The 21,308-nt window shown below is 68.8% G+C and carries 21 protein-coding genes and 2 tRNA genes; 7 read left to right on the forward strand and 16 right to left on the reverse strand.

The annotated features are described in order from the left end of the window. The first annotated feature begins 9 nt into the window (after positions 1 to 9). The 4 genes from ACSQ18_RS07105 to ACSQ18_RS07120 all read left to right on the forward strand — a co-directional run bounded on the left by ACSQ18_RS07105 (position 10) and on the right by ACSQ18_RS07120 (position 3,563). Positions 10 to 930: an ACP S-malonyltransferase gene (locus ACSQ18_RS07105; protein WP_436036449.1), complete on the forward strand. Its 921-nt coding sequence runs from the start codon at positions 10 to 12 to the stop codon at positions 928 to 930. Then, the gene (locus ACSQ18_RS07110; protein WP_436036451.1) at positions 927 to 1,928 is read left to right on the forward strand and encodes a beta-ketoacyl-ACP synthase III; all 1,002 of its coding nucleotides are present in this window, start codon (positions 927 to 929) and stop codon (positions 1,926 to 1,928) included. Before ACSQ18_RS07105 ends, ACSQ18_RS07110 begins: the two co-directional genes overlap by 4 nt. 74 nt (positions 1,929 to 2,002) lie before the next feature. Next, positions 2,003 to 2,251: an acyl carrier protein gene (locus ACSQ18_RS07115; RefSeq protein ID WP_121058750.1), complete on the forward strand. Its 249-nt coding sequence runs from the start codon at positions 2,003 to 2,005 to the stop codon at positions 2,249 to 2,251. A 73-nt stretch (positions 2,252 to 2,324) separates the two neighbouring features. Continuing rightward, positions 2,325 to 3,563 (forward strand): beta-ketoacyl-[acyl-carrier-protein] synthase family protein, encoded by a 1,239-nt coding sequence (locus tag ACSQ18_RS07120; RefSeq protein WP_436036453.1) that lies wholly within the window; start codon positions 2,325 to 2,327, stop codon positions 3,561 to 3,563. Positions 3,564 to 3,742: 179 nt separating this feature from the next. Here the strand turns inward: ACSQ18_RS07120 and ACSQ18_RS07125 are convergent, their stop codons facing one another. The 3 genes from ACSQ18_RS07125 to ACSQ18_RS07135 all read right to left on the reverse strand — a co-directional run bounded on the left by ACSQ18_RS07125 (position 3,743) and on the right by ACSQ18_RS07135 (position 5,609). Beyond that, positions 3,743 to 4,246, reverse strand: a complete 504-nt coding sequence (locus ACSQ18_RS07125) for a DUF3145 domain-containing protein (protein ID WP_144807881.1) — start codon at positions 4,244 to 4,246, stop codon at positions 3,743 to 3,745. Between the two features lie 166 nt (positions 4,247 to 4,412). Continuing rightward, a tRNA-Ile gene (locus ACSQ18_RS07130) sits at positions 4,413 to 4,486 on the reverse strand. A gap of 28 nt (positions 4,487 to 4,514) precedes the next feature. Continuing rightward, a complete protein-coding gene (locus tag ACSQ18_RS07135) occupies positions 4,515 to 5,609 on the reverse strand; it encodes a DMT family transporter (protein ID WP_436038399.1) in 1,095 nt (364 codons plus the stop codon). 48 nt (positions 5,610 to 5,657) lie between these two features. Here ACSQ18_RS07135 and def point away from each other — a divergent pair, with 48 nt between their 5' ends. Further along, positions 5,658 to 6,224: a peptide deformylase gene (def, locus tag ACSQ18_RS07140; RefSeq protein ID WP_436036455.1), complete on the forward strand. Its 567-nt coding sequence runs from the start codon at positions 5,658 to 5,660 to the stop codon at positions 6,222 to 6,224. A 103-nt stretch (positions 6,225 to 6,327) separates the two neighbouring features. Here def and ACSQ18_RS07145 read toward each other — a convergent pair. From ACSQ18_RS07145 to recO, 8 genes are all read right to left on the reverse strand, one after another. Continuing rightward, a tRNA-Asn gene (locus ACSQ18_RS07145) sits at positions 6,328 to 6,400 on the reverse strand. 78 nt (positions 6,401 to 6,478) lie between these two features. Continuing rightward, the gene (locus tag ACSQ18_RS07150) at positions 6,479 to 7,258 is read right to left on the reverse strand and encodes an ATP-binding cassette domain-containing protein (protein ID WP_436036456.1); all 780 of its coding nucleotides are present in this window, start codon (positions 7,256 to 7,258) and stop codon (positions 6,479 to 6,481) included. Between the two features lie 39 nt (positions 7,259 to 7,297). Continuing rightward, the gene (dnaG, locus tag ACSQ18_RS07155; protein WP_436036458.1) at positions 7,298 to 9,148 is read right to left on the reverse strand and encodes a DNA primase; all 1,851 of its coding nucleotides are present in this window, start codon (positions 9,146 to 9,148) and stop codon (positions 7,298 to 7,300) included. Next, the gene (locus ACSQ18_RS07160; RefSeq protein WP_436036460.1) at positions 9,148 to 10,539 is read right to left on the reverse strand and encodes a deoxyguanosinetriphosphate triphosphohydrolase; all 1,392 of its coding nucleotides are present in this window, start codon (positions 10,537 to 10,539) and stop codon (positions 9,148 to 9,150) included. Before ACSQ18_RS07160 ends, dnaG begins: the two co-directional genes overlap by 1 nt. Further along, a complete protein-coding gene (gene dusB / locus ACSQ18_RS07165) occupies positions 10,529 to 11,695 on the reverse strand; it encodes a tRNA dihydrouridine synthase DusB (protein ID WP_436036462.1) in 1,167 nt (388 codons plus the stop codon). Before dusB ends, ACSQ18_RS07160 begins: the two co-directional genes overlap by 11 nt. A gap of 137 nt (positions 11,696 to 11,832) precedes the next feature. Then, positions 11,833 to 12,501: a DsbA family oxidoreductase gene (locus ACSQ18_RS07170; RefSeq protein ID WP_436036464.1), complete on the reverse strand. Its 669-nt coding sequence runs from the start codon at positions 12,499 to 12,501 to the stop codon at positions 11,833 to 11,835. A 29-nt stretch (positions 12,502 to 12,530) separates the two neighbouring features. Next, the gene (locus ACSQ18_RS07175) at positions 12,531 to 13,352 is read right to left on the reverse strand and encodes an isoprenyl transferase (protein WP_436036466.1); all 822 of its coding nucleotides are present in this window, start codon (positions 13,350 to 13,352) and stop codon (positions 12,531 to 12,533) included. Beyond that, complete coding sequence (gene recO, locus ACSQ18_RS07180; protein WP_144807889.1) at positions 13,349 to 14,077, reverse strand: DNA repair protein RecO; 729 nt, start codon at positions 14,075 to 14,077, stop codon at positions 13,349 to 13,351. The genes ACSQ18_RS07175 and recO overlap by 4 nt, the downstream gene beginning before the upstream one ends. A gap of 70 nt (positions 14,078 to 14,147) precedes the next feature. On the opposite strand from recO, the gene ACSQ18_RS07185 reads away from it, so the two are divergent. Next, a complete protein-coding gene (locus ACSQ18_RS07185) occupies positions 14,148 to 14,834 on the forward strand; it encodes a trimeric intracellular cation channel family protein (protein WP_436036469.1) in 687 nt (228 codons plus the stop codon). Between the two features lie 44 nt (positions 14,835 to 14,878). On the opposite strand, the gene leuA is transcribed toward ACSQ18_RS07185, so the two are convergent. Next, positions 14,879 to 16,639 (reverse strand): 2-isopropylmalate synthase, encoded by a 1,761-nt coding sequence (gene leuA, locus ACSQ18_RS07190; protein ID WP_436036471.1) that lies wholly within the window; start codon positions 16,637 to 16,639, stop codon positions 14,879 to 14,881. Between the two features lie 233 nt (positions 16,640 to 16,872). Here leuA and ACSQ18_RS07195 point away from each other — a divergent pair, with 233 nt between their 5' ends. After that, positions 16,873 to 17,502 (forward strand): hypothetical protein, encoded by a 630-nt coding sequence (locus ACSQ18_RS07195; RefSeq protein ID WP_436036473.1) that lies wholly within the window; start codon positions 16,873 to 16,875, stop codon positions 17,500 to 17,502. A 6-nt stretch (positions 17,503 to 17,508) separates the two neighbouring features. On the opposite strand, the gene era is transcribed toward ACSQ18_RS07195, so the two are convergent. Genes era through ACSQ18_RS07215 form a run of 4 tightly spaced genes read right to left on the reverse strand, consistent with a single transcriptional unit; the run spans position 17,509 to position 21,279 of the window. Beyond that, positions 17,509 to 18,438: a GTPase Era gene (gene era / locus ACSQ18_RS07200; protein WP_436036475.1), complete on the reverse strand. Its 930-nt coding sequence runs from the start codon at positions 18,436 to 18,438 to the stop codon at positions 17,509 to 17,511. Then, on the reverse strand, positions 18,435 to 19,769 hold the full coding sequence (locus ACSQ18_RS07205; RefSeq protein WP_436036477.1) for a hemolysin family protein: 1,335 nt from the start codon (positions 19,767 to 19,769) through the stop codon (positions 18,435 to 18,437). Before ACSQ18_RS07205 ends, era begins: the two co-directional genes overlap by 4 nt. Then, positions 19,766 to 20,233, reverse strand: a complete 468-nt coding sequence (gene ybeY, locus ACSQ18_RS07210) for an rRNA maturation RNase YbeY (protein WP_144807895.1) — start codon at positions 20,231 to 20,233, stop codon at positions 19,766 to 19,768. The genes ACSQ18_RS07205 and ybeY overlap by 4 nt, the downstream gene beginning before the upstream one ends. After that, entirely contained in the window at positions 20,230 to 21,279 is a 1,050-nt protein-coding gene (locus ACSQ18_RS07215; protein WP_436038400.1) for a PhoH family protein, read from the reverse strand. Before ACSQ18_RS07215 ends, ybeY begins: the two co-directional genes overlap by 4 nt. Between the last annotated feature and the right edge of the window lie 29 nt (positions 21,280 to 21,308).

Raw genomic sequence — 21,308 nt, forward strand, 5'->3', positions numbered from 1 at the left:
GATAGACAGGTGATCATTGCCGTTTTCCCCGGTCAGGGCTCCCAGACGCCCGGCTTCCTCACACCCTGGCTCGAACTCGAGGGAGCGAGGGAGCGTCTGGAACGCTACTCCGAGCTGGCGGAAGTTGACCTCGTCGCCGCGGGCACCGAGTGGGACGCCGATCGCATCCGTGACACGCAGGTGGCCCAACCGCTGATCGTCGCCGCGAGTCTGCTCTCGTGGCACGCGCTCGACGCGGCCACCGCGATCGCACCCGCCGGCGTCGCCGGACACTCCGTCGGCGAGATCGCCGCCCTCGTCGCCTCCGGTGCCATCTCCGACGACGACGGCATGCGCCTGGTCGGCATCCGTGGCCGCGCCATGGCAGGAGCGGCCGCGGCGGAGCAGACCGGGATGAGCGCCGTCCTCGGCGGCGATCAGGATGCCGTCGTGGCACGCCTCGCGGAACTCGACCTGACGCCGGCCAACTACAACGGCGGCGGGCAGATCGTCGCCGCCGGAGCCCTCGGGGCCCTGCAGACTCTCGCGGCCGAACCGCCGGCATCGACGCGGGTCATCCCGCTCCAGGTGGCCGGCGCCTTCCACACCCGCTTCATGGCATCCGCCGTCGACACGCTGCGCGATGCCGCCGGTGAGGTCGAGGTCGCCGACCCGACGCTCATGCTGTGGACGAACCGTGACGGATCGACGGTCACGTCGGGCAGCACCGCCGTGGGATATCTCGTGGACCAGGTGGCCTCCCCGGTGCGCTGGGATCTGTGCATGGCGTCGTTCGCCGAGCGCGGCGTCACGGGCATCATCGAGCTCTCCCCCGCCGGAACGCTCACCGGACTCGCCAAGCGCGCGCTGCGAGGCACGCCCACCGTCGCGGTGAAGACGCCCGACGACCTTGCGGCTGCGGCCGCCCTGCTGACAGGAGACCACGCGTGACCGCCACGCTCAGACAGCCCACCGGTCCCGCGCACACGCGCATCTACTCCTACGGAGCAGCGCGCGGCGAGAACCTGGTGCCGAACGACGATCTCGTCGGACCGATCGACTCCAGCGACGAGTGGATCCGTCAGCGCACGGGCATCGTCACACGTGCGCGCGCCGTCGCGGAGACCACCGCGATCGACCTGGCGAGCGACGCGGTGGCCGAAGCCATCCGTCGCGCGGGGATCGATCCGCAGCAGGTGGATGCCGTGATCGTCTCCACGATCTCGAACCCCAAGCAGACGCCGTCGGTGTCGGCGATCGTCGCCGACCGCGTCGGGGCGAACCCCGCCGCCGCGTACGACGTCAACGCCGCGTGCGCGGGCTTCGCCTACGGCGTGACTCAGGCCGACGCCCTGATCCGCGCAGGAGCGGCGACCTACGTCGCCGTCGTCGGCGCCGAGAAGCTCAGCGACATCGTCGATCCCACCGATCGTTCGATCTCGTTCCTCCTCGGCGACGGGGCAGGTGCAGCCATCGTCGGCCCGAGCGACTTCCCCGGAATCGGCCCGACGATCTGGGGCTCCGACGGCTCGAAGTCCGACGCGGTCGGCATGAACCACACCCTCAACGAGTTCCGGGCGGGCGTCGCACCGTGGCCGACTCTTCGCCAGGAAGGGCCCACCGTGTTCCGCTGGGCCGTTTGGGAGATGGTCAAGGTCGCGAAGCGCGCGCTGGAGGAGGCGGGCATCACGGCCGCCGATCTCGCTGCCTTCGTGCCGCACCAGGCGAACATGCGCATCATCGACGAGTTCGCCAAGCAGCTCGGCCTCCCCGACACCGTGGCGATCGGGCGCGACATCGAGACGACGGGCAACACGTCCGCGGCATCCATCCCGCTCGCCACCCACCGTCTGCTCGAGGAGCACCCGGAACTGTCCGGGGGCCTCGCTCTGCAGATCGGCTTCGGAGCCGGTCTCGTGTTCGGCGCGCAGGTCGTCGTGCTTCCGTGACGGCGCACGCCCCGCACCTAGACTGACTACCGGCCCCGCCGGGCCCGATCCCAACGGAAAACAAGGAGAAACACATGGCATTCAGCAACGACGAGGTCCTCGCCGGGCTTGCCGAGCTCATCACCGACGAGACCGGCATCTCGGCCGACGAGGTCGCGCTCGAGAAGTCGTTCACCGACGACCTCGACATCGACTCCATCTCGATGATGACGATCGTCGTCAACGCCGAGGAGAAGTTCGGCGTGACCATCCCCGACGAAGAGGTCAAGAACCTCAAGACCGTCGGCGACGCCGTGACGTTCATCACGTCGAACCAGGCCTGACCTGCACCGCACGCGGTGGGGGCCAGAGCCGCTCAGCCGCACTGAACCCCCACCGCAGCATCACGAGGAACACATGAGCAACCCGCGCATCGTCGTCACCGGCATCGGGGCATCCAGCCCCATCGGTGCCACCGCCCCCGAGAGCTGGGACGCCCTGCTCGCAGGTGCGTCCGGCACCCGCACCCTGGAGTACGACTGGGTAGAGAAGTACCAGCTGCCCGTGACCTTCGCCGCGCAGGCGAAGGTGCGTCCCGACACCGTGCTGGAACGTCCCATCGCCAAGCGCCTCGACCCGTCGTCGCAGTTCGCGCTCGTCGCCGCGATGGAGGCGTGGGCGGATGCCGGGGCACCCGAGGTCGCGCCCGAGCGACTCGGCGTCGACTTCGCCACGGGGATCGGCGGACTCTGGACGCTCCTCGACGCCTGGGACACGCTCCGCGAGAAAGGCCCGCGACGGGTCCTGCCCATGACGGTGCCCATGCTGATGCCCAACGCCGCAGCGGGGAACCTGTCCCTCCACTTCGGCGCGCGCGCCTATGCGCGAACGGTCGCGAGCGCGTGCGCGTCGAGCACCGAGTCGCTCGTGAACGCCGTCGAGCACTTGCGCGACGGTCTGGCTGACGTCGTCATCGCCGGTGGCACGGAGTCGGTCATCCACCCGATCACGATCTCCTCGTTCGCGTCGATGCAGGCGCTCTCGCGGCGCAACGACTCCCCCGAGACCGCCTCGCGCCCGGCCAGCATCGACCGCGACGGTTTCGTCATGGGAGAGGGCGCCGGCGTCCTCATCCTGGAGACCGAAGAGCACGCCAAGGCCCGCGGCGCCAAGATCTACGCGGAGATCGCGGGCGGGGGCGTCACGGCGGACTCGTACCACATCACCGCGAACGACCCCGAGGGTGCCGGCGCATCGCGCGCCGTCCATATGGCCCTCGAGTCGGCGGGACGTTCCGTCGATGAGGTGACGCACATCAATGCGCACGCCACCTCCACGCCGGTCGGCGATCCGAACGAGTACGTCGCGCTCAAGAGCGTGTTCGGCGATCGGATCGACGAGATCCCCGTCTCCGCCACGAAGGCGTCGACCGGCCACCTGCTGGGTGGAACCGGTGCGCTCGAGGCGATCTTCACCGTGTTGGCGCTGCGCGATCGCGTGGCCCCGCCGACGATCAACCTGACCGAGCAGGACCCGGCCGTTCCGTTCCGGCTGTCCGGAGCTCCCACGCCGCTGGGCGCGGGCGACCAGCTGGCGATCAGCAACTCGTTCGGGTTCGGCGGACACAACGCCGTGGTTGCCATCGCATCCGTCTGATACGACACGAAAGGACGCCCTCCGCGAAGCCAAGCGGAGGGCGTCCTTTCTTCGGTATGGCGGCCGGCACGTGTTCCCGTTCCCCGGGAAGCCGTCCGAGGCCGGTACGGACGCGCCTGCGCCGCCAGGTCTGTGCAATTGTGTGTCGTTCGGAGAGTGTCGCGCGGTGCGCGATCGTCTCAACCGACTTTGTGCAGCCAGACGACGGGTGCGTCGTCACTCGCGTGCCGGAACGGCTCGAGCTCCTCGTCCCAGGCCGCGCCGAGCGCGATGTCGAGCTCGCGCTGGAGTTCGAAGACATCGCCGGCGGCGATCTCCATCGCGTAGCGGATGCGGTCCTCGCCGATGACGACGTTTCCGGCCGTGTCGGTCTGGGCGAAGTGGATGCCGAGGCCGGGAGTGTGGAGCCAGCGACCGCCGTCGCTGCGCGGGGTGGGGTCTTCGGTCACCTCGAAGCGCAGGTGCTCCCAGCCGCGGATGGCCGTCGCAAGCGCCGCTCCGGTGCCCGCTGAGCCCTCCCAGTAGAACTCGGCCCGGCGGCTGCCGTTGAGCACCGGCTGGTCGGCCCAGTCGAAGTTGACGGCATGCCCGAGGGCACGCCCTACCGCCCACTCGAGGTGGGGGCACAACGCGCGTGGCGCGGAGTGAATGAAGATCACTCCACGCGCTTGAGGTGTCGCCATCGTTCTCTCCGTTTCGTCAGGTACGTCTTCCCCTACGACCTGAACGGTGTGAGCCGATGTGCGGCGAGTATGCGGTTGTATGCCCATTATTGCGGACGTCGGCCTCGAATGACAACCGTGTGATTCGCCGTCGATGTGGTGTGACGGTCGACTTCGTCCACTTCAGTAGGGCGGGTGGGACTTGAACCCACGATCGTCGGGTTATGAGCCCGCTGCCTTGACCAGCTTGGCCACCGCCCCCCACCGATCTCGATCGGCTACGACGAGCCTACCGGCGCTTACCGAGATCTCTGTCGTCGTCCACGGGAGGGTCGGGCCAGACCTTCGAGACCGTTTCGGTCAGGCGCACCGACCGTGTCTTGGGCGCGTGCGGGTCGACGGCATCCGTGTTCTCACTGCCGGTGCTGCCTCGCGGGATGGGCAGCTCTTGGCTGTTGCTGATCACCTCGGGGTGGTAGCGCGCAAGCTGGAAGACGCCGGCGACGGCGAGTGCCCCGGCGACGGCGAAGCCGATGTAGGCGCCCACCGGTGCATTGGCGGCCTCGGCCAGCACCGTCAGGCCGATGACGATCGCGACCATCGGGTCGATCACGGTGAGCCCGGCGATCACGAGGTCGGGAGGGCCCGACGCGTACGCGGTCTGCACGAAGTAGGCGCCGATGCCGGTGCCGGCCAGGAGAGCGACGACGCACACGACGGTGAGCCACTCGAAGTCGCCGTTCTGGATGCGGTTGATGACGACCTTCGCCAGGGTCGCGACGAAGCCGTAGACGATGCCGGCCGCGACGATGTAGAACAGTGCGCGCATGCGGTCGCGCAGCCAGATCCACAGTCCCGCGAGCACGATCATCACGCCGGCAAGGATGAGGAGGATGGTGATCAGCTGCTGATCGGAGACGGCCGTCTCGGTCGCATACAGTGCGGCGATCGTGACGAAGATGAAGATTCCGCCCACACACATGGTGATGGCGGCTAGCGAGCGGCGCGTGGGCCGGTGCCCCGAGATGCGTGCGTTGAGCAGGGTCGTGATGACGAGCGAGATCGCCCCGACCGGCTGCACCAGGATGAGTGGTGCGAACGAGAGCGCCGAGAGCTGACACACGATCGCCAGGCCCAGCATGAGCGTGCCGACGACCCAAGACGGCCGACGGAGCAGGTTGAGCAGCTGGCCGCCCGTGAGCCCCGCTCCCCCCGAGGTCTGCGTCATCCGCTCGACCTTCTGCACCCCGCGATGCTGGTATTGCGCACCGAACGACATGAACACGGCGCCGAGGAGCGCAAGAGGAATGCCGATGAGGATGGCGGGGTCGCGGAACACCCCGACGAGTTCGTCGGCCAGCTCGTCGATCGCCAGTTCCGCCATGATCACCCCTCGACCCTAACGGCACCGGTCGATCGATAGGCTCAGGACGTGGCTGTTCTTCCGATCCGCATCATGGGCGACCCCGTTCTGCACGCTCCCGCCGCCGCCGTGGAGGAGGTGACGGAGGAGGTCCGCCAGCTCGTGGCCGACATGTTCGAGACGATGGATGCCGCCCCCGGCGTCGGTCTGGCCGCGCCGCAGGTCGGCGTGGGACTCCGGATCTACACGTACACGTACGAGGACGACGAGGGTCAGCCCTGGCGCGGGGTGATCATCAATCCCGATCTCTGGATGCGACCCCTCGAACCCGGTGCGCCCGACCCCGACGAGGAATCGGAGGGATGTCTGTCCTTCCCCGGCGAGCGTTTCGCGCTGCGGCGGTCCGAGCGCGTACGGGTGACGGGCATCGACCTCGATGGCGCGCCCGTGCAGCTCGAGGTCGACGGCTGGCGCGCACGCATCATGCAGCACGAGTTCGACCACCTCGACGGCATCCTCTACATCGACCGTCTGGATGACTCCGACTGGAAGACGGTGCAGAAGATCGCCCGGAAGCGAGGCTGGGGCAGGCCTGGTCAGTCCTGGACTCCCGGGATCGACGACCTCGACGCCTGAACGAGGGAGGAACGCCGCCGCAGGCGCCTTCGCCTCGGCATGGCCATTCGGAGGCGCGGACACAAAGAAGAACGGCTCCGGGGTGGAGCCCGGAGCCGTTGCGCTCCCCGGCTTGGACTCGAACCAAGAACCTATCGGTTAACAGCCGATTGCTCTGCCAATTGAGCTACCGAGGATCAGCCCCCCTCGCGGCGGGCAACCTGACTATCGTAGCAAAGCCGAGAGGGTGGTCGTGCACACGATCGCTCGTCGAATCACGTCACGATCCGGGCTCCGCCGTCCGGCGTCCAGAGCAACCCGTCCGACCCGTGACCGTATGCGACGGTGTGCCCGCCGCGCAGCACGAGCACGTCGGCATCCAGTTCTTCTACCGCGACAGGATCGTTCGTGACGACCAAGAGGGCCATCCCGCGGTCTGCGCGCCGTCGCTGCAGCGCATCGCGGGCGGCTCGACGTACTTCGAGGTCGAGGTTCGCATACGGCTCGTCACCGACGAACACCTTCGGGTCGAGCACGAGGGCCTGGGCGAAGGCCACGCGCTGACGCATGCCGGCGCTCAGTTCGTAGGGGTACTTCGCTGCGGCGCCCAGGGGAAGCTCGAGCTCGTCGAGCAGAGCTGCGACGCGCACGGCGAGAGCGCGTTGGTTCACGCGCCGGTCGCGCGACGTGATCGGCGCGGCGATGAGTTCGGACACCGTGAGTCGAGCAGGCAGGGCCGCCCCGGCACCCTGGGGAAGAAATCCCGTGAGATAGCGGCGCATCCGGAGTGTGCGTCCACGCTTGCGCACGGAGAGGCCGTGAACACGCGCCTCTCCCCCGTCCACGCTCACTGAGGGATCTTCGACACCGGCCAAGACGGCAGCGAGGCTCGACTTCCCCGAGCCGGTGGGGCCCATGACGGCGAGGGCGCCACCGGGATCGACGGTGAAGGAGACACCGTCCACCACACGGCCGACATCACTGCCGCGGGCGATGGACAGGTCGCTGACGTCGAGGGCGACGGCGGCGTCGGCGCGGGGGGACATGCGTCTCATCCTGCCTCACGGTGCGCCGTCGCGGTACCGGCGGTTGGTTCAGCCGAGCTCGGCGAGCTCCCGGCGACGCGCGTCGAGCTCCCGCATCGACACGCGCACGGCCCGGCCCTCTTCCGAATCGGGAGCGACGCGCTGGATCGCACCGAGCAGCTCCCGCTTCTGCTGATCGATCGCGCGGACGCGCAGGCGCCGGCAGAGCGACAAAGCGGATGCCGCGGCCTCCGCCTCGGTCAGGGCCGGGAAGGGGGCCGTGAGCAGCTCGACGGCGAGCGACCGGAAGGGCTCGCGGACCGACTCGGCCGCCGTCGACGCCCAGCCGATCCGTGTGCGATCGGGTTGCGCGGCGATGGTCTGTCGCACCGCGTCGAGCGCGGGATGCTGCATCGGCAGGATCAGGGCGGCATCCACTTCTTCCGGCGCGAGAACATGACCGTACTGAAGGATGCCCATGAGCGCGTCGCGCTCGATGGCGACGTCTGCGGTGCGCGGCAGCGACGCGATCGTCACCCTCGCCGTGCTCGGTGTCGGCGCAGCGTCACCCGCGTGCTCAGCCGGTGGCGACGTCGGCGTGTCACGATCCCGCGCCGCGGCGCGAGCCACGGCGCGGCGGACCTCGGAGAGCTCCTCGCCGAGACGCTTCGACAGGAGGTGTTCGTAGCGCGTGCGGATACCCCCGTCCTTGATGTCCGCGACGATGGGAGCGGTCGAGCGCAACGCCGCAAGGCGCCCCTCCACCGAGCCCAGGTCGTGTTCGGCGATGCGGCGATCGATGACGAACTCGAACAGGGGCGACTTCAGCTCGACCATGCCGCGGACGGCGGCATCGCCGCGCTCGAGACGCAGGTCGCACGGGTCGAGTCCTTCGGGACCGACGGCGACGTAGCTGCGCAGCGAAGAGCCTCGCGCCTCCGCGAATGCGCGTACCGCCGCCTTCTGCCCTGCCGCATCGGGGTCGAACGTGAAGACGATCTCACCCGCGGCGTCGCTCCCGACGACGCGCCCGACAACGCCCATATGGTCGGACCCGAAGGCCGTTCCACATGTCGCGATCGCGGTCGTGATGCCCGCGAGGTGGCACGCCATGACATCGGTGTACCCCTCGACGACGACGACTCTATGGTCGCGACTGATCGACTTCTTCGCGAGGTCGAGCCCGTAGAGCACCTGCGACTTCTTGTAGATCGCCGTCTCGGGCGTGTTGAGGTATTTGGGACCCTGGTCATCGTCGTACAGGCGCCGGGCGCCGAATCCGATGGTCTGTCCGGTGATGTCGCGGATCGGCCAGATGACGCGCCCGCGGAAACGGTCGTAGACGCCGCGTTGGCCCTGGGAGACGAGTCCGGCCGCGGACAGCTCCTCATCGGAGAACTTCTGCGCCCGCAGTGCGTCGCGCAGCGCGTTCCAGCCCTTCGGGGCATAGCCGATGCCGAAGTGCGCCGCTGCTCCCGCGTCGAAACCGCGCTCCCCCAGAAAGCGGCGCGCGGCTTCGGCCTCGGGGGTGGCGAGTTGGGCCCGGAACCACTCGGCGGCGGCAGTGTTGGCGGCGTAGAGCCGCGTGCGTCCGCTCGTCTCCGGGGCGGCGCCGCCGTCCTCGTAGTGCAGCGTGAAGCCGATGCGGGCGGCGAGCTTCTCGACCGCCTCGGTGAAGGTGAGGTGGTCGAGCGCGCGCAGGAACGAGTACACGTCGCCGGACTCGCCACAGCCGAAGCAGTGGTAGTAACCGACCTGCGGTCGTACGTTGAAGCTCGGGCTCTTCTCGTCGTGGAAGGGACACAGCCCCTTTAGAGAGCCCACGCCGGCCGACTTGAGCGCGACACGCTCTCCGACGATGTCGGCGATGTTGGTACGCGCCTTCACCTCGTCGACGTCGGCCTGTCGGATGCGCGCCATCAGAGCCCCTCGAGGGGTTCGGGGAGGGCGAAGCCGTGCGCGACGGTGGCCCGCCCGTCGGAGGACACCAGGCCGAGCTCGCGGAGGTCGACGGGGCCGATCAGCCGGGCGTGCCAGTCGATCGCGAACCTGTCGGTGAGTGTCGCAACCTGATCGACCACGACGCGGCGGCGGGCGGCGTCGGAATCGGCGAGGAGGAACTCTTCCGCATGCACCCGGTCGAGGTGATCGGGATGCTCCCACAGCGCCGTCGCCAGCCGCTTCAGCACGCGGCGCTGCTCCTTGTAGAGGCCCTTCCGCCCGTCGATCGACACCACGAAAGCTCCGAGCACGCCCTTCAGCACCGCCATCTCGACCTCGATGACGCGGGGCACGATCACGCGGCCCTCGTAGCGGGTGAGGATCGGCTTGTCGAAGTGCTCCCGCGTGGCGGCGGTCGCTGCGCGGGCGAAGCGACCGATCAGGTCGGAGGTGAGATTCTTGAGCCCGGCGAGGGCAGAACGCGAGCCGTCGAAGCCGTTCAGCCACTCCGGGAGCTGCGTGAGACGGTAGAGCGCATCGGCCAGCTCGTCGCGCGAGTACCCGTAACCGACCCACGACTGGATCGCCGTCAGGAGCGCCTCCCGCTCCCGCGCGTCGGCGAGTCGACGCGGATCGAGGTAGCCGTTGAGGATCGCGTCTTCGAGATCGTGCACGGAGTACGCGATGTCGTCGGACAGGTCCATCACCTCGGCTTCGATGCACCGCGCGCGTCCCGGCGCTCCCTGTCGCATCCAGTGGAACACCTCCTCGTCCTCCGGGTACACGCCGAACTTCTGACGGCCCCCGGGGTCGGGAACCCCGTGCTCGGACGTCCACGGATACTTGCACGCCGCGTCGAGGCTCGCGCGGGTGAGGTTCAACCCGAAGCTCGCGCCGTTCTCGTCGATCACCTTCGGCTCGAGGCGGCTGAGGATCCGCAGTGTCTGGGCGTTCCCCTCGAAGCCGCCGATGTCGGAGGCCCACTCGTTGAGCGCGCGTTCCCCGTTGTGTCCGAACGGCGGATGCCCGATGTCGTGGCTGAGACAGGCCGTGTCGACCACGTCCGGGGAGAGCTCCAGGGCGATGGCGAGCTCGCGTCCGACCTGAGCGACCTCGAGCGAGTGCGTCAGTCGATTGCGGGCGAAGTCGGCAGGACTCGCAGGGCTCAGCACCTGGGTCTTGGATGCCAGGCGCCGCAGCGCGGCGGAGTGGAGCACGCGCGCGCGGTCGCGGGCGAAGCTGTCGCGCTGAGAGCGGTGCTTCTCGGGGTGGAATCGCTCGGCGTCGTGATCGGTGTACCCCGACGGGCGGCCGGGTGCGACCGAGACGCTCGTTCCGACCCCCGTGCTCGTCGACGCGTCAGCCGCCACTGTGGTCGAGCTCCGCGTCGGCGATGGCGGACGTCTCCGCCGCATCGAGGTCTCGTGACTCCAGCCACCGATCCGGCAACGCCGGCCGCTTCGGGGTACCCGCCCGCCCACGCTGTCCCTCCGCGGCGGCGCCCGGGTACGGTGCCTCCAGGTCCAGCGTCGCGAGGATGTCGTCGATCTCGGCCAGGCTCGATGCGGTGGCGAGGAGCGCACGCGTCTCTCCGCCCACGGGATAGCCCTTGAAGTACCAGGCGACGTGCTTGCGGATGTCGCGGCATCCGCGGCCCTCGTCCTCGAAGAACTCGACGAGCAGCTCCGCATGGCGGCGGAAGGCGCGCGCCACGAAGCCCAGGGTCGCATCGACCGGGGCGCCGGCCGCGGCGGTGGGGCCGCCCAACTCCCGGGCGAGGTCGCCGAAGAGCCACGGCCGCCCGAGGCATCCGCGACCGACCACGACGCCGTCGCAGTCGGTCTCGGCCATCATCCGAGCGGCGTCCGCGCCCGACCAGATGTCGCCGTTGCCGAGCACCGGGATGCTGGTCACCGCCTGCTTGAGCTGCGCGATCGCTTCCCAGTCGGCGGCGCCCGAGTAGAACTCTGCGGCAGTGCGTGCGTGGAGGGCGACGGCGGCGACGCCGGCGTCTTCAGCGATCCGCCCCGCGTCGAGGAAAGTGAGGTGGTCGCCGTCGATGCCCTTGCGCATCTTCACCGTGAGGGGGATGTCTCCGGCGGCGCGCGCGGCGCGCGTGACGATGTCGCGGAAGAGACCGATCTTCCACGGGAGGGCTGCTCCCCCGCCCTTGCGGGTGACCTTGGGGACGGGGCAGCCGAAGTTGAGGTCGATGTGGTCGGCGCGATCCTCCTCCACGAGGAGCCGGACGGCGGCCTCGGTGGTCGCCGGGTCGACGCCGTAGAGCTGGATGGAACGGGGCGTTTCCGACTCGTGGTGCGTGATGAGTCGCATGGTCGTCGCGTTGCGCTCCACGAGCGCGCGCGTCGTGATCATCTCGCTGACGTACAGGCCGGCACCGTACTCCCGGCAGAGCCGTCGGAAGGCGGTGTTGGTGATGCCCGCCATCGGCGCGAGGACGACCGGCGCGTCCAGCGCGATGGGGCCGATGCGCAGGGCCGGTGCGGGGGCGAGAGTCGAAGACATCCTGTCCATTCTCCCAGACGCGCGCGCCTCGTCGGCGGCACGCGTGCGGACCTCGTGGAGAACGTGTCGTCAGGCCCCAGCGGTGGAGACGGAGACGACGGCGAGTGCGCCCTGCGGGAGGGTGGCGCGCACAGGCCTTATGCGGTCGGCGTGCGCTCCGACCAGACCTGACGGAGGATCTGCGTGAAAGCCTCCGCGGGCTGAGCGCCCGACACGCCGTACTTCCCGTCGATGACGAAGAACGGAACACCCTGGATGCCGTAGGCCTGCGCCTGCGCCTGATCGGCGCGCACGTCGGGCAGATACCGGTCCGACTCGAGCGCCTCGCGTGCGGCGTCCGCGTCGAGGCCGGCCTCCGCCGCCAACATCACCAGATCGTCGATGCGGCCGACGTGACGGCCCTCCGTGAAGTAGGCGGACATCAGGCGCTCGGCCACCTCGTGCTGCCGGCCCTCGGCCTTGGCGAAGTGGAGCAGCTCGTGGGCCTTCACGGTGTTCGTGTGCTGGAGCAGGTCGAAACGGTACGTCAGACCCGAGTTCGCGGCGATCCCCGTCACGTGCTCGTGCATCTGCGCTGCCTGCTCGCGCGAGATGCCCTTGTGCTCGGACAGGAAGTCGGCGATGCCGCCGTCGAAGTCGACGGGCGTGTCAGGGGAAAGTTCGAACGAGTGGTAGACGACCTCGACATCAGGCGCGTCCGGGTCGGCGCTGGCCGCAGCCAGTCCCGTCTCCAGATTGCGCTTGCCGATGTAGCACCACGGGCAGGCGATGTCGCTCCACACGTCGATCTTGATTGCGTCCGTCACATCCGACACAACGCGCAGCGACGCGGGATCTATTCCGAAGCCGACTCGTCGCCGGTCGGGGCGTCGACGGCCCCACCGAACCTGCGATCGCGAGAAAGGTAGAGGCCGATGGCATCCCACAGGTCTGTCCGCGAGAAGTCCGGCCACAATCTGTCGAGGAAGACCATCTCGGCGTAGGCGGACTCCCAGAGGAGGAAGTTCGACGTGCGCTGCTCGCCGGAGGACCGGATGAACAGGTCGACGTCGGGCATGTCGGGCACATACAGGCGGCGGCGGATCGTCTTCTCGGTGATGGCTCCCGGTCGGAGGCGTCCGGCTGCGACGTCGTCGGCGATGGCGCGCATCGCATCGACAAGTTCGACGCGGCCGCCGTAGTTGACGCACATCGTCAGGGTGAGCGTGTCGTTGGCTTGCGTGAGCTGTTCGGCGAACTGCAGTTCCTTGATGACCGAACCCCACAGGCGCGGCTTCCGGCCGGCCCACCGCACGCGCACGCCCCACTCGTTGAGCTGATCTCGCCGTCGGTGCAGGACGTCGCGGTTGTACCCCATGAGGAACCGCACCTCGTCGGGGGAACGGCTCCAGTTCTCGGTGGAGAACGCGTACACGCTGAGATGCTTCACGCCCGCCTGCACCGCTCCGGCAACGACGTCGAGCAGCACCTCCTCGCCGGCCCGGTGCCCTTCGATCCGGGTGAGACCGCGACGATTGGCCCAGCGGCCGTTGCCGTCCATGACGATCGCGACGTGATTCGGAACGCCGCCGCGCGGGAACGCGGGCGGGTTAATGCCCGTCCAGTCGAGGGGGCGGTAGGGCACCGCGTCACGGTGGGTGTACGGCTTCGGCGTCACCGGGGGGCCTCCAGGTGGGAGAGCGATCGGATGCCGCGCTCGAGATGCCACTGTGCGTATGCGGCAATGAGACCGGATGCCGCGGCGGTGGCGGCGTCGGAGGCGTCATCGACCTCGTCCCACTCCCCCGACATGAGGGCTCGCAGCAGATCCCCCGTCTCGGGACGCAGGCGCGCGGAGCCGGCTGGCGCGCAGGATCCGCAGACCGTGCCGCCGAGTTGGGCGACGAACCAGTCCTGCGGCCCGACCGTGCCACAGCGGGCGCACTCACTGAGCGAGGGCGCCCAGCCGGAGAGAGCCATCGCGCGGAGAAGATAGGAGTCGAGCACCGAGCGTGCCGCGTGCTCGCCGCGCGCGAGCGCACGCAGGCCGCCCACGAGCAACAGGTACTGCTGTGCCGTCGCTTCGGCTTCGTTCAGTCGGTCGGCCGTTTCGACCATCGCGTGCGCAGCGGTGTACCGGTCGTAATGCGCCGCGATCGGTGCTCCGTACGCGCCGATCGATGAGGCCTGCTGCACGATGTCGAGCGTGCGCCCCTGGTAGAGCTGCACGTCGGCCACCATGAAGGGCTCCAAACGGGCCCCGAACCGCGAGGAGGTGCGGCGCACGCCCTTCGCGACAGCGCGCACCTTGCCGTGACGGCGGCTCAGCAGCGTCACGATGCGATCGGCCTCGCCCAGTTTGTGGGTGCGCAGCACCACGACCTCATCGCGATAGGTGGGCACGTCGCTCCCCCTGTCGCCGTCGTGGTTCCGTCACTTCTCGATTATCCCCGCCACCGGGGACAATGGAGGCGTGACAGAGCCGCTGTTCGTGATCCCGCTGTGGGCCGATCTCCTCGCCGTCGGGCTCGGCGGCGTGCAGGGAGCCCTCTTCGCCTCCGGATTCGTGGGCCAGCGCCGACTCGATCTCCTGGGCGTCGCGATCATCGGCATCGTGATGGGCATGGGCGGCGGCATCATCCGCGACCTGCTCCTGAACGTGGAGCTCACCACGCTTCAGAGCAACTGGTATCTCATCACCGCGACGGCGGCCTCGCTCGCCGGCATGCTGCTGGCCAACCTCTTCCAACGACTCAACGGCGTGATCGTGGCTCTGGATGCCGTCGTCATCGGGTTGTTCGGAGCGTTCGGCACGACGAAGGCGCTCGCGCTCGGGCTTCCTCCCGTCCCCGCGGTCTTCGTGGGAGTGTGCGCCGCCGCCGGCGGCGGCATCCTGCGCGACGTCATCATGGGGCTGCCGGTGGCGATCATGCACGTCGGGTCGCTGTACGCGGTGGCCGCCGGTGTCGGTTGTGCCGTCCTGGCGGCCACGCACGCGCTCGGCGCGCCGCTGGTGGCGGCGGCCATCGTCTCGGTGGCGGTGACCACGGTGATCCGTGTGCTGGCGGTGATCTTCGACATCTCCCTCCCGGAGCAGCGCGCGCTGCACCGCCGGAAGGTGGCGCTGGAAACCAGCGCGATCCCGATCATCAAGCCCTGAGCGGGCGCTCCGAGCCGTCGTCACGGCGCTTCCGCGACGTCGGGTCAGACGGCGGCAAGCTCCCCGGAGCGCTCGCGGGTGCGGATGGCGCGGTTCACGCCCGACACGATCGCCTTGAGGCTGGCCGTGGAGATGTCGCCGTCGATGCCGACACCCCAGAGACGCTCGCCGTCGACCTGGAGCTCGACGTAGGCTGCGGCCTGCGCGTCGCCGCCCGCGCTCAGGGTGTGCTCGACGTAGTCGTACAGCGTGATGTCGAAGCCCTGCGCGCGCACGACCTCGAGGAAGGCGGACACGGGTCCGTTGCCCACGCCCGTCGTGCTGATCTGCTCGTCGCCGTCACGCAGCGACACGTCGAGGCTGACCTCGCCGGACATGTCGCTCTGCGTGCGGGTGGACAGCAGCTCGAAGCGGCCCCACTTGTCGTCGCTCACGGCTGCCGGCAGGTACTCGTCGGTGAAGATCGCCCAGATCTGGTCGCTCGAGACCTCGCCGCCCTCGGCATCCGTCTTGGCTTGCACGACACCGGAGAACTCGATCTGCAGCTTCCGCGGCAGGTCCAGGGAGTGGTCGGTCTTCAGCAGATAGGCGACACCGCCCTTGCCGGACTGCGAGTTCACCCGGATGACCGCCTCGTAGGAGCGGCCGAGGTCCTTCGGGTCGATCGGGAGGTAGGGCACGGCCCAGTCGATCTCGTCGACCGAAACACCGGATGCCGTGGCCCGCGCGGCCATCGCCTCGAAGCCCTTCTTGATGGCGTCCTGGTGGGAGCCGCTGAACGCGGTGAAGACGAGGTCGCCCGCCCACGGACTGCGCTCGTGCACCGGCAGCTGGTTGCAGTACTCCGCGGTGCGCTTGACGTGGTCGATGTCGCTGAAGTCGATCTCGGGATCGATCCCCTGCGTCAGCATGTTGATGCCCAGCGCGACGAGGTCGACATTGCCGGTGCGCTCTCCGTTGCCGAACAGGCATCCCTCGATGCGATCTGCGCCGGCGAGGTAGCCGAGCTCCGCCGCGGCGATCGCCGTACCACGATCGTTGTGGGGGTGGAGGGAGAGGATGACGTTCTCGCGGTGGTTCAGGTGACGACTCATCCACTCGATGGAGTCGGCGTAGACGTTCGGGGTCGCCATCTCGACCGTCGCGGGAAGATTGATGATCACCTTGCGATCGGGCGTCGGCTCGAAGACCTCCAGCACCTGGTTGCAGATGTCTAGCGCGAACTCCAACTCGGTGCCCGTGTACGACTCCGGCGAGTACTCGTAGTAGACCGCCGTCTCGGGGATGCGTGACTCGAACTCCCGGCACAGCCGCGCGCCCTCGAGCGCGATGTCGATGACACCCTGACGGTCGGTACGGAACACGACCTCACGCTGAAGGATGCTCGTGGAGTTGTAGAGGTGCACGATCGCCTGCTTGGCGCCCGCGATGGCCTCGTAGGTGCGCTCGATGAGGTGGGCGCGCGCCTGAGTGAGGACCTGGATGGTCACGTCGTCGGGGATCAGGTCGTCCTCGATGAGCTGGCGCACGAAGTCGAAGTCGGTCTGGCTCGCACTCGGGAACCCCACCTCGATCTCCTTGTAGCCCATCTGCACGAGCAGATCGAACATGATCCGCTTGCGCTCGGGGCTCATCGGATCGATGAGGGCCTGATTGCCGTCTCGCAGATCGACGGCGCACCACCTCGGCGCCTTCTCGATTCGACGGGACGGCCAGGTGCGGTCCGGCAGATCCACGCGGATCTGCTCGTGGAACGGACGATACTTCGCGGTCGGCATGCCGGACGGCTTCTGATGGTTCTTCATGATGGAGATCGCTTCTCTTCGCGGGATGGAAACGGGCCGACGACGATCTCCGCGACGAGGGAGGCCCTGCTACGAGGTCTCGTCGCGGCGGCTAAGAAGAAGGAGCCCACCGAAGCGCATGGTGACACGATACACCCGCTCGCGCCGCTCCGCGTCTCGGGCGCCGGGCATGGCAGGGGCGACGGCATCGATCACGGATGAGACGGTCGCGCGTGCGGCGACACTCCAGGGGTATGAATCGCCGCATCGTCGCCGCTCCCGCCGCCCTGCTCCTGGCCGCAGGCCTCGCCCTGTCGGGGTGCGCCTCCCCGTCACCGGCCGCGTCGTCGCCGGACGAGACCCCGCGTCTGGGTGAGGTCTCCCCCGGCCTCCCCGACGGGCCGGTGATGGGTCAGGGAACGGTGCTCGAGGTGGAGGACGGTGCCGAACTGTGTCTCGGCCCCGTCGCCGAGTCCGCCCCACCGCAGTGCAGCGGCATCCCCCTCGTCGACTGGACCTGGGACGGCGTCGAAGGGGTGGAAGAGACGGGAGGCGTGCGCTGGGGCAGCTTCGTCGTGCAGGGCACGTACGACGGGAAGACGCTCACGGTGACGCAGCCTCCGATCATGCTCGCGCTCTACGACCCGATGCCGCTGGAAGATCCCACCGGCGGCGAGCCCGGGGCGGGTACGGAAGCGGATCTCCTGCGCATTCAGGAGGAGCTCCCCGATCGTCTGGGGGATGCCTACTTCGCCTCCTACCCCCAGGACGGTTGGCTCTTCGTGGACGTCCTGTGGGACGACGGCACCTGGCAGGACGCCGCGAACGGTGAGTACGGATCCGACACGGTGATCATCCGGTCGACGCTGCGCGAGGTCGGCTGAGCGGCGTCAGAAGCCGAGCCGGCCGAGGTGCTTGGGATCGCGCTGCCACTCCTTAGCCACACGGACGTGCAGCTTAAGGAAGACCCTGGTTCCCACGAGCGGCTCGATCTGTTCCCGCGCGCGTGAGCCGACGTCGCGCAAGCGCGATCCGCGGTGACCGATGATGATCGCCTTCTGACTGTCGCGCTCGACGACGACGTTCGCGTAGACGTCGGTCATGCCGCCCCCGTCGCGCAGGGCGATCTCCTCGATCGTCACGGCGATCGAGTGCGGAAGCTCGTCACGGACACCCGACAGGGCCGATTCGCGGATGATCTCGGCGATGCGGTCCTCGAGCGACTCATCCGTGACGACGCCCTCCGGGTAGAGAGCCGGGCCGACCGGCATGAGCCCGAGAAGCTCATCGGCGAGCACATCGAGCTGATCGGCCGTCACCGAGGAGAGCGGGATCACGGCTGCCCAGTCCTCCCGGAGCGCGTCGACCTCCAGGAGGCGCTCGGTGATCTCGTCGCGCGCGGCGATGTCGGTCTTCGTGACGATCGCCACCTTCTTGGCACGCCCGTATCCGTCGAGCGAGGCAGCGATGCGCCGGTCGCCCGGGCCGACCTTCTCGTTCGCCGGCACAAGGAAGCCGATCACGTCGACGTCGCCGAGAACCTGCTCGACGAGGTCGTTCAGGCGCTGACCGAGGAGAGTGCGGGGCTTGTGGATGCCGGGGGTGTCCACGATGACGAGCTGACCGGCCGGTCGATTGACGATGCCGCGGATCGCTCGCCGCGTCGTCTGCGGCTTGTCGGACGTGATGGCGACCTTCTCACCGACGAGTGCATTGGTCAACGTCGACTTGCCGACGTTCGGACGACCGACGAACGTCACGAAACCGGACCGTCCGGCATCCGCTGGTGGCTGCGCGCTCTGCTGCGGTTCGTTGCTCACGACTCCCCCTTGATGGTCGGGATGGGGCCGCTGGGCGGCGGGATGGTGCCGACGAATGCGCCGTCGACGTCGTCGAGCGCGGCGCTGCGTTCGACGAAGACGGTGGCCAGCCCTCGGCCGCGGCCGCGCGAGGTGCCACCGGTGAAGACGAGTCCGCCGTGCTCGGCGGTCGCGCCGGGAAGCGGGACCCGACCGAGGAGCTTGCCGAGCAGGCCGCCGACCGAGTCGACGTCGTCATCTTCCAGTTCGAGGCCGAAGAGCTCGCCGACCTCGTCGAGGCCGAGCCGTGCGCTCACGCGATAGCGACCGTCGCCGAGGTCGACGACCTCGCTGGACCGGGGGTCGTACTCGTCGGCGATCTCTCCCACGAGTTCTTCGATGAGGTCTTCGAGGGTGACGAGCCCGGCGACCCCGCCGTACTCGTCGACGACGAGGCACACGTGCACGGCATCCCGTTTCATCTGCTGGAGCAGAGTCTCGGCCTTCATCGATTCGGGGACGAACACCGCGGGCCGCGCGATCCTGCTGACGGGAGCGTCGCGCCAGGAGCGCTCGTCGCGGTAGGCGAACTGCACGAGGTCTTTCAGGTACACGACACCGGTGATGTCGTCCGCGTCGTCGTCGGCGATGGGGATGCGTGAGACGCCCTTGTCGAGGAAGAGGCGCATCGCGTCTTCCGTCGTGACGGTGCCGCTCATCGTCACCATGTCCGTCCGCGGCACCATGACGGCCCGGACGAAGGTGTCGGTGAAGTCGAACACCGAGTGGATCAGCTCGCGGTCGTCTTCCTCGATGAGATCCTGGGATGCCGCCTCGTCGACCATGCTGAGCAGCTGCTCCTCGGACGCGAAAGACGCGCCGCGGGAGACGCCCGGCGTGACCCGGTTGCCGAGGATGACGAGCAGATGGGCGAGAGGGCCGAGCACGATGCGTGCACCGCGGATGATCGGGGCGCCGCCGCGGAGCAGTCCCTTCGCGTGCTGGCGTCCGTAGCTGCGAGGGCTCGCCCCGACGAGGACGAACGACACCGCCGTCATGAGGAGCGCCGCCGCGAGCATGGCCCACCAGATGCTGTCGAACAGCAGCGTGAACGCGCCCATGACGAGCACGGCGGCCGTCGTCTCGGCCAGGATGCGGATGAAGACGACGGCGTTGCCGTGGGCCTCCGGGTCGGCGGCGATCCTCCCGAGGGAGGTCCGGTTGCGGCCCGTCTGGGAGAGCTCGGCCACATCCGCGCGCGACGTCACGCCGAGCGCGGCATCCAGCGCCGCCATGAGACCGCCGAGCGCGACGAGCGCCACGGCGGCGATCAGGAGGAGAGTCTCGGTCATGCGCGTCGTCGGCGCTCGGTCGCCTGGAAGGCGGCGATGAGCTCGCGCTGCAGCCCGAACATCTCTCGCTCCTCGTCGGGCTCGGCGTGATCGAAGCCGAGGAGGTGGAGGAGGCCGTGCGTCGTCAGGAGGATCAGCTCGTCGATCGTCGCGTGCCCGGCCGCCTGCGCCTGCGTCTCGGCGACTTGCGGGCACAGCACGATGTCGCCCAAGAGACCCGCCGGCGCCGGCTGGTCCTCGGTCCCCGGTCGCAGCTCGTCCATTGGGAAGCTCAGCACGTCGGTCGGTCCCGGCTCGTCCATCCACTGGACGTGCAGGGACTCCATCGCGCCCTCGTCGACGAGGAGGATCGCGACATCGGCATCCGCACTGACGTGCAGTTCGGCGAGGTTCTGCTCGGTGAGACGCAGGAGCACCGTCTCGTCGATCGGGACGCCGGACTCGTTGGTGATCTCGATGGTCATGATCGTCCTCGCTTGGGGAGATGGTCGTGAGGTCCCGGTGCACGGGTCTGACCGCGCCGCGGGTCCTGCGCGCGTCGCCGCTCTGCCCGGTTGGCGAACTCGGTCGCCTCGTCCCGCTCGCGGCGCGCGGCCATGCGCTGTTCGTCGTACTCGGTGTACGCGTCGACGATGCGGCCCACGAGCGTGTGCCGCACGACGTCGTCACTGGTGAGGTAGGAGAAATGGATGTCGTCGATGTCCTTCAGGACGCGGGTCACGAGCCGGAGTCCCGACGCTCCCTGCGGCAGATCGACCTGCGTGATGTCGCCCGTCACGACCATCCGGGTGCCGAACCCGAGGCGCGTGAGGAACATCTTCATCTGCTCGGGCGTCGTGTTCTGCGCTTCGTCGAGCACGACGAACGAGTCGTTCAGCGTGCGGCCGCGCATGTACGCCAGCGGCGCGACCTCGATCGTTCCCGAGGCCATGAGCTTCGGCACCAGTTCGGGGTCGAGCATCTCGTTGAGCGCATCGTAGAGCGGACGCAGGTAGGGGTCGATCTTGTCGGTCAGACTGCCGGGAAGGAAACCGAGTCGTTCGCCCGCCTCGATGGCGGGCCGGCTGAGGATGATGCGGCTGACTTCCTTGCGCTGCAGCGCCTGCACGGCCTTCGCCATCGCCAGGTAGGTCTTCCCCGTGCCGGCGGGGCCGATCCCGAATACGATCGTGTTCTCCTCGATCGCGTCGACGTACGCCTTCTGGCCGAGGGTCTTCGGTCGGATGACCCGGCCGCGCGATGTGAGGATCGCCTCCCCGAGCACCTCGGACGGTCGCATCCCCGTGTCGGCGCGGATGATGCGGCTGGATGCCGTGACGTCGGCAGGGTCGAGGCCCTGGCCCGCGCGCGCCATCGCCATGAGCTCCTCGATGAGCGCCTGTGCGCCCGCGACGGACGCGGCATCCCCCGTCAGGCGGATCTCGTTGCCGCGGACGTGCACTTCCACATCGGGGTGTTCGCGTTCGACGACACGCAGCAGCCGGTCCTGGGGCCCGAGCAGCTGGACCATCGCGACGCCATCGGCGTGGAGGTGCGCAA

It is taken from the genome of Microbacterium sp. LjRoot45, assembly GCF_964253325.1.
Lineage (GTDB): Bacteria > Actinomycetota > Actinomycetes > Actinomycetales > Microbacteriaceae > Microbacterium.